Origin of the sequence: Lysobacter sp. CA199, assembly GCF_052078715.1 — a bacterium.
Taxonomy (GTDB): Bacteria; Pseudomonadota; Gammaproteobacteria; order Xanthomonadales; family Xanthomonadaceae; genus Lysobacter.
Genome location: NZ_JBQJIL010000002.1, coordinates 161,970 through 177,189, shown reverse-complemented (window position 1 = coordinate 177,189; position 15,220 = coordinate 161,970). Strand labels below are relative to the sequence as shown.

Annotated in this window: 12 protein-coding genes; 3 read left to right on the top strand and 9 right to left on the bottom strand. The window is 65.9% G+C overall.

Features of this window, described 5'->3' with window-relative positions; all coding sequences use genetic code 11:
• Positions 1–18: 18 nt before the first annotated feature.
• From ACTOWJ_RS03580 to ACTOWJ_RS03545, 8 genes are all read right to left on the bottom strand, one after another.
• Positions 19–981, bottom strand: a complete 963-nt coding sequence (locus tag ACTOWJ_RS03580) for a sugar phosphate isomerase/epimerase family protein (protein ID WP_441333220.1) — start codon at positions 979–981, stop codon at positions 19–21.
• A complete protein-coding gene (locus tag ACTOWJ_RS03575; RefSeq protein WP_441333219.1) occupies positions 978–2,168 on the bottom strand; it encodes a Gfo/Idh/MocA family protein in 1,191 nt (396 codons plus the stop codon). Before ACTOWJ_RS03575 ends, ACTOWJ_RS03580 begins: the two co-directional genes overlap by 4 nt.
• Positions 2,165–3,403: a nucleoside permease gene (locus tag ACTOWJ_RS03570; protein ID WP_441333218.1), complete on the bottom strand. Its 1,239-nt coding sequence runs from the start codon at positions 3,401–3,403 to the stop codon at positions 2,165–2,167. The genes ACTOWJ_RS03575 and ACTOWJ_RS03570 overlap by 4 nt, the downstream gene beginning before the upstream one ends.
• Positions 3,404–3,475: 72 nt before the next feature.
• Entirely contained in the window at positions 3,476–4,204 is a 729-nt protein-coding gene (locus ACTOWJ_RS03565; RefSeq protein ID WP_441333217.1) for a 3-keto-disaccharide hydrolase, read from the bottom strand.
• On the bottom strand, positions 4,201–5,346 hold the full coding sequence (locus tag ACTOWJ_RS03560; protein ID WP_441333216.1) for an FAD:protein FMN transferase: 1,146 nt from the start codon (positions 5,344–5,346) through the stop codon (positions 4,201–4,203). The genes ACTOWJ_RS03565 and ACTOWJ_RS03560 overlap by 4 nt, the downstream gene beginning before the upstream one ends.
• On the bottom strand, positions 5,343–6,146 hold the full coding sequence (locus ACTOWJ_RS03555) for a ThuA domain-containing protein (protein WP_441333215.1): 804 nt from the start codon (positions 6,144–6,146) through the stop codon (positions 5,343–5,345). Before ACTOWJ_RS03555 ends, ACTOWJ_RS03560 begins: the two co-directional genes overlap by 4 nt.
• Positions 6,143–7,456, bottom strand: coding sequence for a Gfo/Idh/MocA family protein (locus tag ACTOWJ_RS03550; protein WP_441333214.1), 1,314 nt, complete (start codon positions 7,454–7,456; stop codon positions 6,143–6,145). The genes ACTOWJ_RS03555 and ACTOWJ_RS03550 overlap by 4 nt, the downstream gene beginning before the upstream one ends.
• A 73-nt stretch (positions 7,457–7,529) precedes the next feature.
• Entirely contained in the window at positions 7,530–8,384 is an 855-nt protein-coding gene (locus tag ACTOWJ_RS03545; RefSeq protein WP_441333213.1) for a formylglycine-generating enzyme family protein, read from the bottom strand.
• On the opposite strand from ACTOWJ_RS03545, the gene ACTOWJ_RS03540 reads away from it, so the two are divergent.
• A complete protein-coding gene (locus ACTOWJ_RS03540; protein WP_441333212.1) occupies positions 8,383–8,715 on the top strand; it encodes a hypothetical protein in 333 nt (110 codons plus the stop codon). The two genes, ACTOWJ_RS03545 and ACTOWJ_RS03540, sit on opposite strands and share 2 nt — an antisense overlap.
• Here the strand turns inward: ACTOWJ_RS03540 and ACTOWJ_RS03535 are convergent.
• Positions 8,700–11,624 carry a TonB-dependent receptor plug domain-containing protein gene (locus tag ACTOWJ_RS03535; RefSeq protein ID WP_441333211.1) on the bottom strand — a complete coding sequence of 975 codons (2,925 nt, stop codon included), beginning with the start codon at positions 11,622–11,624 and terminating at the stop codon, positions 8,700–8,702. The genes ACTOWJ_RS03540 and ACTOWJ_RS03535 overlap by 16 nt on opposite strands.
• 336 nt (positions 11,625–11,960) lie before the next feature.
• On the opposite strand from ACTOWJ_RS03535, the gene ACTOWJ_RS03530 reads away from it, so the two are divergent.
• Both ACTOWJ_RS03530 and ACTOWJ_RS03525 read left to right on the top strand, forming a co-directional pair.
• Entirely contained in the window at positions 11,961–13,337 is a 1,377-nt protein-coding gene (locus ACTOWJ_RS03530; RefSeq protein ID WP_441333210.1) for an alpha-L-fucosidase, read from the top strand.
• A gap of 116 nt (positions 13,338–13,453) precedes the next feature.
• Positions 13,454–15,217 (top strand): alpha-L-fucosidase, encoded by a 1,764-nt coding sequence (locus tag ACTOWJ_RS03525; protein WP_441333209.1) that lies wholly within the window; start codon positions 13,454–13,456, stop codon positions 15,215–15,217.
• Positions 15,218–15,220: the final 3 nt, after the last annotated feature.

The window sequence follows — 15,220 nt, the reverse complement described above, 5'->3', positions numbered from 1 at the left end:
GCGCGGCGTCGCGGCCGGTCAAGTCCACCACGGTTCGTCGGGCGGATCGCGCAGCAGCGCGCGCTTGAGCGTGTCGATCGCGGTGTGGAAGCCTTGATCGGAAGACATCAGCGCGTCTTCGTGTTCCAGACTCACCACATAGTCGTACCCGGCCACGCGCAAGGCCTGCATGATCTGCTTCCACACCAGCAGGTCGTGCCCATGCCCGACCGAGCGGAAACTCCAGGCGCGCTGGTCGATATCGCGATAGGACTTGGCGTCGATCACGCCGTTGACCGCGATGTTGGCGCGATCCAGCGCCACGTCCTTGGCATGGAAGTGAAAGATCGCCGGCCCGAGCGCGCGGATCGCCTGGGGCACGTCGACCCCTCGCCACAGCAGATGGCTGGGATCCAGATTGACTCCGAGGTGATCGCCGGCCGCCGCACGCAGTCGCAATGCCGATTCCGGATTGTGAACGAGGAAATTCGGGTGCGGCTCCAAGGCGACGCGGATGCCATGCTCGCGCGCGAACGCGGTGGCCTGGCGCCAGTATGGAATCGCCTTTTCGTTCCATTGCCATTCCAGCGTTTCCAGCATCTCCGGCGGCCAGGGCGAGGTGATCCAATTGGGCACGCGCGCGGTATCGCTGTCGCCGGGGCAGCCGGAAAAAGTGATCACGACCGGGACCTGCAGGCGTTCGGCCAGTTGCACGGTTCGGCGGAAGGTCGCATCGTCGCGCCGAGCGATATCGCCATTGGGATGCAGGGGATTGCCGTGGCACGACAGCGCGCTGATGGTCAGCCCGTGATCGTCGATCAGTGCGCGGAATTCGCGGACGCGTTCGGACGAAGCCAACAGGCCTTCGACATCGAGGTGGTCGGCGCCGGGGAAACCGCCGGCGCCGAGTTCCACCGCGTCCAGACCTGCCGACCGCACCCGCTCCAGCACGTCGCCCAGGCTCAGCTTGGCGAACAACGGGGTGAATACACCGAGTTTCATGTCCTGGCTCTCCGGGATGGGGTGGGCGGTGCGACCGTGGTCCAGACACCGCCGGCGGCGGCGCTGGCCAGCATGGCCTCGATCGTGCTTTGGGTGTGCAGCGCGTCGGCGAATGTCGCCACGGTAGGCGGCAGTTCGTCGCGGCCGTCGGGCCAGCGTTCGATCGCCGCATACAGATCGCGCATCAGATTGCAGAACGCATCGCTCCAGGCTTCCTGATGTCCGCCGGGCAGTCGCGCGTAAGGTCGGGCCTGCGGCGCCATCAGCGCGGGATCTTTCTGCAGCAACTCGTTGGCGCGGTCGCGGTGGCCGATCCAGAGCTCGTTCTGCGCTTCCTGGCGCCACTTCATCGATCCCTCGCTCGCGCAGACCTCCAGCATCAGATCGTTCTTGTGTCCGGCGCAGACCTGACCGACCAGCAAGGTACCGCGAGCGCCGTTATCGAAGCGCAGCAACACCGTGGCCAGATCCTCGCGCGTCATTTCGATCCATTCGCCTGCCTCGGCCGCGTCGGCGGAACCGAACGTGCCCGCAGTCCGCGCGGGCTTGCGCCGTCGCGGCACCACCGTGGCCGGATCGGCGAGCACCTGGGCGATACGCTGGCCGGTCACGTGTTCGGCCAGATCGCACCAGTGCGAGCCGATGTCGGCCAGCGCGAGCGAAGCGCCGCCCTCCTCCGGCTGCAGCCGCCAGGACCAGTCGCTGTCGTGCAGCAACCAGTCCTGCAGGTACTGGCCGTGGATCAGATGCGGCGTGCCGATCGCGCCCTCGGCGATGGCGATGCGCGCCTGTTGCACCAGCGGATTGCCGCGGTAGTTAAACGTCACTGCATGGAACACGCCGGCCGCGTCGGCCGCGTCGAGCAGTTCCCGCGCCTGTTCGGTGGTGTCGGCGAGCGGCTTGTCGCAGATCACGTGTTTGCCGTTGGCGATCGCCGCCATCGCGACCGGATGGTGCAGGCGGTTGGGCACCGCGATGTGCACCACGTCGATGGCCGGGTCCGCGACCAGTTCGCGCCAGTCGCCGTAGGCCTGCGGAATGGCCAGTTCGCGCGCGCGGATCTGGGTCCGCGCGAGGTCGCTGCCGGCGAGACCCGCGACTTCGACATGGCCCAGGCGCCGGATCGCATCGAGGTGCCATGGGCCGATGAAGCCGGCACCGACCAAGCCTGCGCGCAATCGCTTCATGGGCCCGCCGCCCCGTCGTCGTCCGGGTTCGCCCGGGTGCGGTCGCGGAAAAACAATACGAACACGACGAACACCGCGGCCGCGCCGAGCGCCGGCACCAGCCAGATCCGCGACCAATCGTGCGCGACCGGATCGCCGGCGACGCGGTAAGCATCGACCACCCGGCCCGACAGCCACGATCCGATCAGCATGCCCACGCCCCAGGTCACCAAGGTCAGGAAGCCTTGCGCGGAGGCGCGCAGATGCGCCGGCGCCTGGCGATCGACATAGATCTGTCCGCTCACGAAGAAGAAGTCGTAGCACACGCCATGCACGATGATGCCCAGATACAGCATCCACATGCCGGCACCGGCGTCTCCGGCGGCGAACAGCAGGTAGCGCGCCGCCCACGCGGCCATGCCGATCAGCAGCATCGCCTTGATGCCCAGGCGCCGGAAGAACAGCGGCATCGCCAGCATGAAGGCGATCTCGGACATCTGTCCGAAGGTCATCTTCGCGGCCGCGTTGGCCACGCCGATTTCATTGAGGAATCCGTTGGTGAAGGCGTAGTAGAACTGCAGCGGGATGCACACCAACAACGAGCCCAGCACGAACACCGCGAACGATCGGTCGCGCATCAGCTGCAGCGCGTCCAGGCCGAGGAAATCGCGCAGACCGAGCTTGCGTGCGCCCTCGACCCGCGCCAGCGGCGGCGTATGCGGCAGGGCCAGCGAGAACAGGCCCAGCACCGCCAGCGCGATCACCGCGACATGGAACTGCATCGCGCTGTTTTCCGCGCCGAGCACGTAACCGACCAGCCATCCCGCGGCGATCCAGCCGACCGTGCCGAGCACGCGCACGCCGGGGAACTGCTGTTGCGGCTTGTCCATATGCCGGAACGCGATCGCGTTGCCGAGCGCGAGGGTCGGCATGAAGCACAGCATGTGCAGCAGCAGCGCCGCGTAGAACGGCGCGAAGGAGGTCTGGGTGCTGGCGTAGTACAGCGTCGCCGCGCTGAGCAGGAACAACACCGAGAGCGCGCGCTGACTGGCGAACCAGCGGTCGACGACCAGGCCGACGAACAGCGGCGAGACGATCGCGGCGATCGACGCGGTGCCGTACGCCAGTCCGGTCTGTTCGCCGCTGAAGCGCATCGCCTGCAACAGGTAGGTGCCCATCGTGACCGTCCAGGCGCCCCACGCGAAGTACTGCAGGAACATCATGATCGACAGGCGGAGACGGATCGATGGGGTCATGGCGGTTCCGTGGTGTGGGCGGGCAACGTGGGCGGGCGCGGTCGTCGACTCGCGCGGCGGTTTCCTTCGGCGTTACAGCTCGCGCAGACGGATGTTGCGGTAGCGCACTTCGTCGCCGTGGTCCTGCAAGCCGATGACGCCGCTGCGCGCGATGCCGAACGACGGCCAATCCTTGAACTTGCTGGCGGCCACGCGCGCCTTCCAATCCGCCGATCCGAGCGTGTAAGTCGCGACCTTCTGTCCGTTGAGCCAGTGCTCGACCTGGTCCCCGCGCGCGACGATCCGGCTCTGGTTCCATTCGCCGACCGGTCGCGTCGCGATTTTTTCGGGAGCATACAGGCCGTAGACGGCCGACGCCCAGCGGTCGCGGCCGTTCTTGCCGTCGGGATGGCGGTCGTTGTCCAGCACCTGATACTCGATCGCGCTGCGATAAATGTCAGGCTCGGTTTCGCTGCCGCGATAGAAGATCCCGCTGTTGCCGCCCGAAGCGATCTTCCAGTCGATGCGCAGGTCGAAATCGCCGTAACTGCGATCGCTGACCAAATCGCCACCGGGCCCGGTGCGCACTATCGCACCGTCCACGACCTGCCAGCCCTGCACCGCCTGCCCCGATTTGCGATAGCCGTGCCACCCGCGCAGCGTGCGGCCGTCGAACAGCGGCACGAAACCTTCGCGGCGTTCGGCCCGGCTCAGGCCGCCGTCCGTGGTTTTCGGCGATGCGGCGACTGTGCAAGCAGCGAAGGCCAGCAGACCGCAGCAGGCGATCGTCGACAAAATCCGGGGAAAGGCTGAGCGAGTCATGGCGAATCCGGTGATGGCGATGAGTGAGTCGAATGGGCGGCGACGGCCGCCGATGGCGAATGCGCGCGCGTGCTGCCATCGTAGAGCAAGCGATCGCGCCGCGGCCAACCCAGCGAGGTGCGCACGTCGACGGCGTTCTCGCCCGGCATCTGCCGCTCCATGCGCATGACCGCGCCCGGCACGGTTTCGACCAGGCGCGCGCCCGCATCCGGGCCGAGCAAGGCGGCGGCGGTGTCCAGTCCGTCGGCATCGATGCCGCGGCGCGCGATCACCGTGGTCGCGCTGCGGCCCTGCATCGGCCAACCGCTGCGCGGATCGATCAGATGCGAATAGCGCCGCCCATCGGCCTGGAACCATTGTTCGGCATCGCCCGCGGTGGAAATCGCGGCATGACGCAGGATCAGCGCCGTGGCGGACGCCGTCGTCGGGGTTTGCGCCGCGGCAAGCGGACGCAAGGGCGCGATGCTCACGCGCCATCCGGCTTCGCCCGGCGGCGCGTCGGAGACCGCGATATCTCCGCCCAACGCGACCAGCGCGCGGGTCACGCCCTGCGCGGCCACCGCCGACAGCGCCTCGTCGGCGGCATAACCCTTGGCGATGCCGCCCACGTCGAGGCCGACGCCGGGACGATCGATGCGGGCGGTACGCGCGAGCGCATCCAGATGCAGGAACCGGTAGCCGCCGTTCGCGCGCGCGAACTCGACGCGCTCGCTGCGCGGCAGTTCGCTGAGCCTGCGGGCGCTGCGCCACAATCGGGTGAGCGCGCCTTGGGCCACGTCGAAGGCGCCGTCGGAGCGCACCGCCAGATCGCGGCCGGCCTGCAACACGCGGAACAGGTCGTCGCCGACCCGCACTTCGCCCTGCCCCGCCTGCGCGGCCAATCGCATCAGGCCGCTGTCTTGGCGATAGTCGCTGAGTTCGCGATCCAGATCGGCGATGCGCCGGAAGCCGGCCTGCAAGGCTCGTTGCGCGGTCGCCGCATCGGCGGCGTACACCACGATCCCGGTCTGCGTGCCCATATGCGCTTCGCGGCGTTCGTAGCGCGTCAGCCGCGCGTCGCCGGCGGCATCGCCCGGGTTGCGCGCCCACGCCGTCGGCGAGAGCGCGGCGCAGATCGCCACGAGGGCCAGCGCGCGTTTCACTCGCCCAGCACCCAACGCAGGCCGCCGATCAGGAAACGCTGGAAACGCGGGTCGCGCCACACCTCGGGCCGATGACCGAGCGCGGAATAGAACACCCGTCCCTTGCCTTGGTTTCGGGTCCAGGCGAGCGCGAAGTCGCCGTCCTTGCGATGGACCTTGGGATGGGCCGGGTCGACCGAGGCGGTGTCCAGGCTGAGCAATACGTGCACGTCGGCGCGCGACCAATCTTTGAACTGGTAGATCTCGTCGGCGATGTCGAAACTCGCGCCGAGATGGCGCGTGGCCGGATTCGCGCGGTCTTCGACCTTGACCGTCACCTCTTCGTTCCAGGGATGCTCGTCGAAGTAGCCGCCGAGCATGCGCCCGTACTGCGGCCACTGATAGAACGTGTCGCTGGCGCTGTGCACGCCGAGAAAACCCTTGCCGCCTTCGACGAAGGCCAGCAGATCGCGTTTCTGGCGCGCATCGATCGGCAGTTCGCCGGTGGTGTAGAACACGATCGCGTCATAGCGCGCCAGATGCGCGGCGTCGAGCACCGCCGGATCGTGGCTGACAGTCACGCGGAAACAACCGGACTGTTCGCCGAGCTTGCTCAGAATCTGTTCGGATTCCGGCACGACTTCGTGCTTGAAACCGGCCGAATAGGTGAAGTACAGCACCGCGGGCGCGGGTCGGGTGGTGCACTCGCGTTGCGCCGCCCCGGCCGAGGAAACGCCGGCGAGCAGCAGCGCCAGCACCGGCAGCGACACCCGCGCCATCGACGCAGGCGATGAATCGGCACGCCTGCGCCGCGCGCTCATGCGGTTTTCTCGGCGGCCTTGCCGGGCATGGCGACCGCCGGAATCTTGATCGAACCGCTCAACGCGAACGGGCCGGGAGCCAGCGCTTCTTCGGAGTTGAGCGCCTCCTCCCAGGTGACGCGGCTGCCGCTGTAACCGGCCATGCGCCCCATGATCGCGGTCAAGGTGGCTTCCGACACCTGCTTGAGTTCGTTGAGCGGTTTGCCGCCGCGTATCGCCGAAATCAGGTCGACGTGCTCTTGCATGTAGGGATCGACATCGCTTTCGGCCAACCGCGAGTCGCGCTTCCAGGCATTGGCGCCGGTGATCACGTGCTGATCGACGCGCGCGTTGCCGCGCGTGCCGACCACCGCTTCGGAGATGTTGTTGGCGCAGCCGGCGATCTGCCGGCACATGCTGATCATGTGCGTACCGCTTTCGTACTCGAAGTCGGTGGCGAAATGATCGTAGACGTTGCCGAACACCGCCTCGGTGCGCACCTGGCGTCCGGCCAGGCTCACCGCGCTGACCGGATGCGCGTTCATGGCCCAGTTGATCACGTCCATGTTGTGGATGTGTTGTTCGACGATGATGTCGCCGGCCAGCCAGTTGAAATACAGCCAGTTGCGCAACATCCATTCGCCGTCGCTCCAGCCTTGCAGCCGGTCGATATGCCACAGGCTGCCCTGATTCCAGTAAGCGCGCGCGGCCACGATCTCGCCGATCGCTCCGTCGCGAATGCGCTGAATGGTTTCCAGGTAACCGGCCTGATGCCGGCGCTGGGTGCCGGCGGCGATCTTCAGGCCCTTGCTGTCGGCCAGGTCCGACAAGGCCAGTACCTGGCGCACGCCGGGTGAATCCACGGCGATGGGTTTCTCGGTGAAGACGTGCTTTCCGGCCTCGATCGCCGCGCGCAGATGCTCGGGCCGGAACGCCGGCGGCGTCGCCAGAATGACGTAGTTGATGTCCTGGGCCAGCACCTGCTTGTAGGCGTCCAGGCCGACGAAGCGGCGCTCGGCGGGTACGCCGATCGGTTTGCCGATCTTGGCCTCGATCGCGGCGACGCTCTTGTCCAGGTTGTCCTGGAACGCATCGCCGATCGCCACCACGCGCACGCCGGGCGCGGCCTCCAATGCGTTGCGCAAAGCGCCGGTGCCGCGGCCGCCGGCGCCGATCAGGCCGATGCGGATTTCGTCGCTGCCCGCGGCATACGCGGTTCCGAACGTCGAGGCCAGGCCGATCGTCGCCGCCGTGCCCGCGCCGCGCTTGAGAAACTTCCGGCGTAGCGGATCGAAGGGAAGCATGGCCGCAGGGCGCTGTTCGTCAGTCATTCGTGTCTCCGGATCGAGTGGTCAGATCAAGTGGTCGGGATCGGTTATCGGGCGACAGCGCGGCTTGCGCGCTTCACTGATTGGGGCTGGCGCGCGTCACCTTGGATTTGAACGGTTTCAGCGCCGGCGTTTCCTCGACGGCGCGCACAACGCGGAAACCGACGAAGCTGGCGTCGGTATGCCACCAGATGCTTTGCGGCTCCTGCGGGTCGCGTCGGCTCCAGGCCGGCTTGGACGCGCGGCGGGCGGCGCTACGCAGGTGTTCGGCGTCGTCTTCGAAAGATCCGCCGCGAACCACGTGCGGGTAGCGCGCCGCGCCCGGCAATGCGACCGGATTCTTGGCCGCCGCGCCCTTGAGTGCGGCGTAACGTTGGGGGTCGTATCGGTCCAGCGTCCATTCGGCGACGTTGCCGTGCATGTCGTGCAGACCGTAGGCGTTGGCCCGCTTGCCGCCGCCCCGGTGCGGCACGCTGTTGGCGTTGCCGGCGTACCACGCGCTCGCATCAAGCGAAGCGGCCTCGCCGCCCGACGACCAAGGCGCGGTCGTGCCGGCACGCGCCGCGTATTCCCATTCGGCTTCGGTGGGCAGGCGATAGCGATGCCCGGTCTTGGCCGAAAGCCAGCGGCAGTATTCGGTCGCCGCATGCCAGGTCATGCCGATGGCGGGCTGTCGGCCTTTGCCGAAACCCCACGACTCGTCCGCATAAGGCGGCGTCGGCGCGGTCACCGTGCCGGTCGGCGCGTCGGCGCCCTTGCTCAGCGCGGGCGCCTGCTTACGGAACTGGTCGTACTCGTCCCAGGTGACTTCGTGCTTGCCGATCCAGAACGCGCCCACGGCGACCTCCGCCTGCGGGCCTTCGTCGGCCGCTCGTCCGCTCTCCGAGGCCGCGCTGCCCATGCGGAAGCTGCCCGCGGGGATGGGCACCATGTCGAAACCGACCTGGCTGCCCGGAATCGTTTCGGTGTACGCCGCGGGCTTGTCCGCGCCGCCCTGCCTGGCTTGCGTCGGCGATGCCGACAGCCATAGCGAGGAAACAATCACCGCCGACAGCCATCGGCGCATGCGGTTCCTACGTACGGGCCTGCTTACGAGCCTACTTAAGGGCTTGTCGGTGGCGGCGGATAAAACGGCGCCGGTGAAATGCGTCCGGCCTCCAGGCGCCGCCGCGTATCGCGCCGAGGCAACCGTCACCGGCACCGATTTCGAACTGGATCTGGAAAGGTTCGTCGTCATCGCTACCCATCAATCGAATTTGTAAACGACTTCCGCCGCGACCTCGCGGCCGACCGGATCGTCGACGCAGAAGCTGAAGCCGCCGCACCAATTGTCGCGATATATCTTATCGAACACGTTGTTCACATACACATTGAGCTTGAGCGCATCGTTGATCTGATAGCCGACGCTGCCGCTGACATAGCGCGGCGTCGGTCTGCGACCGTAGACACGTTCGGTGCGCTGACCGAAGGTCGGGCTATTGGTGTCGGTGTCCACGCAGTCGTTCGAGCTCGACGGCATGTAGCCGTCGGCGAAGCGCCTGCAACCGTTCCAGTTGTTGACCCGGCCTCCGGATTTCTGGGTCATGAACAAAGTAGCGTCCCAATCGCGGTAATTCCAACTCGCGCGCAGATTGAGCTTGCTGCGCTGACGGGTGGGCTGCTGGTCGTCGAGCGGATCCTGTGGGTACTGGCGGGTTTCGTAAGTCAGCAGATAGGTGTGATCGAGCGCGAACGCGAAACGGCCGATCGCGGTATTGAAGCTGTACGTGGCGCTGAGATCCACGCCGCTGGTCCGGGTTTCGGTGCGGTTGATCGGCCCTTCCTCGACGTATGCGATCCGGCCGTTCGCATCGCGGACGATCCGTCGCGCCAGCACCGCGCAGGTTTCCGGGCTCACCGGCGATGTGCGGGGCAAGCCATTGGGCATCAGGCCGGTGCGGCACCAGGCGTCGTCTTCCACGGTCTGGTTGGCGCTGATGTCGTCGATCAGATTGTCGATGCGGATGCGCCAATAGTCGGCGCTGATCGAAAAGCCTTCGAACGCGTCCCAGACGAAACCCGCGCTGAGCGACTCGCCTTCTTCGTATTTCAGATCTCTCGCGCCTTGACGCACGGCGCGATAGTCGTCGAGGTAGTAAGGATCGCCGGCGGTCTGCCTGCCGCAGTCGACCGCGGAGCGTCCCGACTGATAACAAGGCACCAGGTCGATGTAATCGACGATTCTCTGGCTCGGATCGGCATAGACGAAATGCATGTCCGGAGCGCGGAACGCGGTGCCGTAGCTTCCGCGGACCAGCAGGTTGTCGAACGGCCGCCATTCCAGGCCGACTTGATAGGTGGTGGCGGCGTCGCTCGACACCGCATCGTATTTGTCGTAACGGCCGGCGACGTTCAGCAGCAGCGACTTGGCCAAGGGGATGCTGAACTCCACGCCGGCGGCGTAACGGCTGCGATCGCCGCCGCCGGTTTCGACGTTGCCGAACGGCGTCTGCCAGATCGCGTCCGCGCCGAGCGTGCGCGGGTCCGGGGTCAGTTTGTAGCCTTGGCGCGCGGCTTCCAGGGCGCCGGCGAAACCGACCGGGCCGGCCCAGCCTTCGAACAGATCGCCCGAAACGGTGAAGGTGGCCTGGCTCAGCCACGAACGCGCCTTCTTGCGCCCGGTCCGGTAGAACTCGGAAACGTTCTCGCGCGACAGCGGAGTCCACAACCGACCGTCGTAGTCCGGCGCGTAGATCGGCAGATCGCCCTTGGTGGGATGCGCGTAAGTGCCCAGTCGGGGGCCGAGGAAGAACCGGTTGCTGGTGGCCGGGTCGATGACCGGGAAATCTTCCTTGATCGAGTACTGCGCGCGATCGATCATCAGATCCCAATCGAAGCGATCGCCGAACATCTTGCCGCTCAAACCGGCGCTGACGTCGATCGACAATTCTTCCGACTGGGTCAACAAGTTGTCTTGCCCACCGACCTCCCGCGACGACAGCACGCGGGTGAAACTGCGCGAACCCTGGGCGTTGGCGTCCCAGTATTCCGGGCTGCTGTATTGAGGCGGAAACGCCGCCTGAGAACCCGTGCTTTTCCACACGGTCGCGCTGGCCCAGCCTTTCAACGTGTCGCTGAAGTCGTAGTCGCCGTACACATAGGCCGAATCGTCCTTGCTGCCGGTACGCAGGTTCCACTCGTAGAACACCCGCTGCGCGCAGTAGGCGCCGGCATCGGTTCCGACGCCGCTGTTGCGGTCGTAGGCGTATCGATGGGTTTCGAACAGCAGGTCGCCGAACCGGTCGCAGGCTCCGGGAGGAGGCGCGATGCGCGGGTTGAGGCTGGTCGGCGACAAGGTCACCTCGGTATTGCTCAATCGGATGCCGGGGTAGTAATCGAGCCGGGCCTGGTTGTAGTGGCGTTCGCCGGGATCCCAGGTTTTCTCGTAGTCCTTGTCGCCCTCGTCGTCCATGAAAGGACGGCTCTTGGCCATCAACACGCCGCGATCGAAATGCTGCAGGTTGTAGACCACGTTCCAGTTCGTGCCGGACAGGCCGCCGGAGAACACCACATCGAGATTGTCGCTGCCTCCGCGGGTCGCCTCGCCGTACTTCACCCGCAGTTGCTGCCCCTCGAACTTCTTCTTGGTGATGATGTTGACCACGCCGCCCATGGCGTCGGAGCCGTAGATCGCCGACGCGCTGCCGGACAATATCTCGATGCGGTCGATGATGCCGCTGGGGATGTTGTTGTAGTTGGCGAAATTGCTCTTGCCGCCGGCGGGCATCGGGTAATCGGCCACGCGGTGGCCGTTGATCAATTGCAGCGTGCGTCCCGGGCCCAGGCCGCGCAGGTCGATCTTGCTGCTGTTGACGTCGCTCTGCCCCCAGCCGCTGTCGTCGCTGACGGCGGTGTTGCCGGTCAGCGTCAGCAATGCCTCGTACGCGGTCGAGAAGCCTTCCTTCCTGATCTGTTCGCCGGTGATCACGGTGACCGGCGCCGGGCCCTCGATTTCCGCGCGCTTGATGCGCGAGCCGGTGACGGTGACCGCGTCCAGGGTCTTGGCTTTGTCGTCGTCTTTGTTTTGCGCCGGGGCCGGAGCGGCCTGCTGCCCCATCGCGGGACCGCACAGAAGCATGGCGATCGCACACGGCAAGGTGCGGCGGGACAGCGGTCTGAAGCTCGCGCTCATCGTGGAACTCCCCGTGACATCGAGTGGCCCAATGGTCCAGCCACTGAGTGCATACAGAACCGAATCCCCATGATTTCGGTAACGATGCTGGAACGAAGTCTGGTCCATTCGCCTCCCGGCGAAAGGACCTTAGCGGCAAAGACTACAGATAAAATGTGATCTAAACCGCATTTATAACGATCTAATCGCCTCTTTGGTCCCGGCATGCTGTCGGGGCTACCGAAACCAGCGCTGACCGTCTCATCATATTACGAGATGATAGGCGCAGTATCCGCGCCCTTTCCTTCAAGCAAAGACACGCCTAAATTGGTCCAACCAATGGATCGACGAAGCCGCATGAAAGCCTGCCTGCTCGCCCTGCTGTCCGGATTCGCGTTGCTGTTGCCCGCAGGGCCAGTACCGGCCGCGGAGCCGGCAACACCGCCGCCGCCCGACGCCGCCGAGAGCCCTGCGGACAAAACCGAGCGTATGCAGTGGTTCGCCGACGCCAAGCTCGGCGTCTTTATCCACTGGGGCATCTATGCGGTGGATGGCGTCGACGAATCCTGGGCGTTCTTCAACGGCAAGATGTCGCACGCCGCGTATATGAAGCAGCTGCGCGGCTTCACCGCCGATCGCTACGATCCGGCGGCCTGGGCCGATCTGATCAAGCGCAGCGGCGCGCGCTATGCGGTGCTCACCGCCCGCCATCACGACGGCGTCGCCTTGTGGGACAGCCAGCAAGGCGTCAACGTCGTCAAGGACACACCGGCCCGCCGCGATCTCATCGCTCCCTTCGTCGACGCCTTGCGCGGCACCGACTTGAAAGTCGGCCTGTATTACTCGCTGCCGGATTGGTCGTATGCCGACTACGACGTGTTTACCCGCAAGCGCAAACGTTACGACTTCAGCGCGCAACCCCAGCGCTGGCAGCGATTTGTCGACTACTACCAAGGCCAGCTCGCGGAGCTGGGCGAGCGTTACCGGCCCGACCTTTACTGGTTCGACGGCGATTGGGAACACGACGCCGACGCGTGGCAATCGGCGAAGCTCCGGCGCGACATCCTCGCGCGCAATCCGAAGGCGATCATCAATTCCAGACTGAATGCTTACGGCGATTACGCCACGCCCGAGCAAGGCGTGCCGGTGCTGAGGCCCGACGCGCCGTACTGGGAACTGTGCCTGACGATGAACCGATCGTGGGGTTATCAACCGCGCGATGAGGAGTACAAGAACGCCAACCAGATCGTCCATCTGTTCGCCGACGTGATCGGCATGGGCGGCAACCTGCTGCTGGATATCGGGCCGAGGCAGGACGGGACGCTGGATCCGCGTCAGGTCGCGATTCTGGAAGGCCTGGGCCGTTGGACCTCAAAGCATGTGCAGGCGATCTATGGCACCGTCGCGGGGCCGTCCCTGGACCACTACGCCGGACCGAGCACTTTGTCGAAGGACCGCAAGACGCTGTACCTGTTCGTGGACGGCAAGCCGAGCGGCGAATTGCTGGTCAAAGGCCTGGACTCGAGGGTGTCGAAAGCTTACGTCGTCGGCGCCGGCCAGCCGGTGCCCACGCGCGTGCTCGGCAAGCACGACTGGAGCAAAGTACCGGGGCTGCTGTACTTGTCGGTTCCGCAGGACGCCTTCGATCCGGATATGACCGTGATCGCATTGGAACTCGACGGCCCGGCGACGCTGTACCGCGAAGCCTCCAAGCCCATAACCGGCGCTCAATAAGCACTCGCGATAAGGTCCCGGCCTGCGCTGTCTCGCAAACCGGCCGCCTTGCCGGACCGAACGCACGATCCAGAACCCATGCCGCCTGCTGCGCTCACGATCGGGAAATCGAATTCATGCCCTTCCGCTTGAACCAGGTCATCGCTGTCGCCATCGCCTTGCTGCTCGCCGGCCCGGCATCCCATCCCGCGTTCGCCCAGGGCCGGGCGGACGTCGATGCGGCCGCATCGGCCGACACCGCCAACCGACACCTCGCGCAGTGGCAGCGCCTGGGCTACGGCATGTTCATTCATTGGGGGCTGTATTCCGAACTCGGCGGCGTGTGGAAAGGCGCGCCGGTGCGGGAGGGCTATTCCGAGCAGATCCAGAGCTGGGCGAAGATTCCGCATTCCGACTATGCCCAGGTCGCCACGCGTTTTCGTGCCGGGAAATTCGACCCCGATGCGATATGCGCCCTGGCGAAGGACGCCGGTGCCCGCTACATCGTGGTGACCAGCAAGCATCACGATGGTTTCGTCATGTTCAAGACGGCATCGACCGATTTCAACGTCGTCGCCCGCACGCCGTTCAAGCGCGATCCCTTGAAACTGTTGTCCGACGCCTGTCGCCGGCAAGGCCTGGGCTTCGGCGTGTACTTCTCGCTGGTGGACTGGCATGCCGGGCACCGCTTCGACGGAAACAACAACAACCCCGTTCCGGCATCGATGGAGCCGCTGATCGAACAACAACTGCGCGAGCTGATGACCGGTTACGGGCCGCTGGTCGAGGTGTGGTTCGATATGTCGACACTGACGCCGGAACAAAGCCGCCGCTTCGCCGGAATCGTGCGCAGCCTGCAGCCCCGCGCGGCGATCAACGGCCGCATCTGGAACAACGCCGGAGACTTCGTCACGCTCGGCGACAACCAGGCGCCGCCCGTCGGCATGCAGCCGCCGTTCGAAGTTCCGGCGTCCATCTATCACTCCACCTGGGGCTATCGCAGCTGGCAAGAACGCAAAGATCGGCCTGAGAAGGTCCGCGAACTGGCCTTCGGCCTGGTCGGCGCGCGCGTGGCGGGCGGCGGCTATCTGCTCAATATCGGCCCGGACGGCGATGGCGCCGTGGTGCCGTTCGAGGCGGACGTGCTGCGTGGAATCGGCGGTTGGCTCAAACGGCACTCCGATGTTCCGCTGGATATTTCGCCCAGTGGACTGCCGGCCCAGCCCTGGGGCGTCACCGGCCGGCAGGGCGACGCGCTGTATCTGTTCGTGCGCGATTGGCGCGCCGGAGAGTTGCGCGTCGCGGGCTTCGCCTCCCGGCCTTCCGAGGTACGAATCCACGGTGTGAACGACGACACCGCCCTGACATGGCGCCAGGACGGCAACGATCTGCTGATTGCCTTGCCGCCGCGAATCCCCGATGAGGTGTTGCCGGTGGTGCGCGTCGCCGTTTCCGATGGACTGCGCATTCAACCGGCGGGCACCGTCGCGATCGCGGCGAGCGGCATCACGCCGATCCCGGCCGATCGCTGGCAGACCGGCGGCAGCTATGCATACGGGGACAGCTATTCGACGCAGCGATCGACCCAGGTGCTGTTGACCGCGTACCTGCGCTCCGCCCAGGCCACCCGGATCGGGCTGCGCATGCCCGGCGTCCGGGTGAACGCAGAACACGATTACCGGGTGTCGGTGGCGGGACACTCATATGTTGTCCCAGGCAAATCATTGGCGACGCGTACCATCGGGCCCTTCGCCCTGCCCGCCAACGAAGCGGTCGCGCTGTCCATCCGCATCGCCAAACCCGACTATGTCGCGGAAGACCTGGGGCTGCATTTTTCCGCGGACGTTCAAGTGCTCCAGTGTTCTCCCGATCGGGTTACTGACGCCGACCGCGGCTGCTAGGCC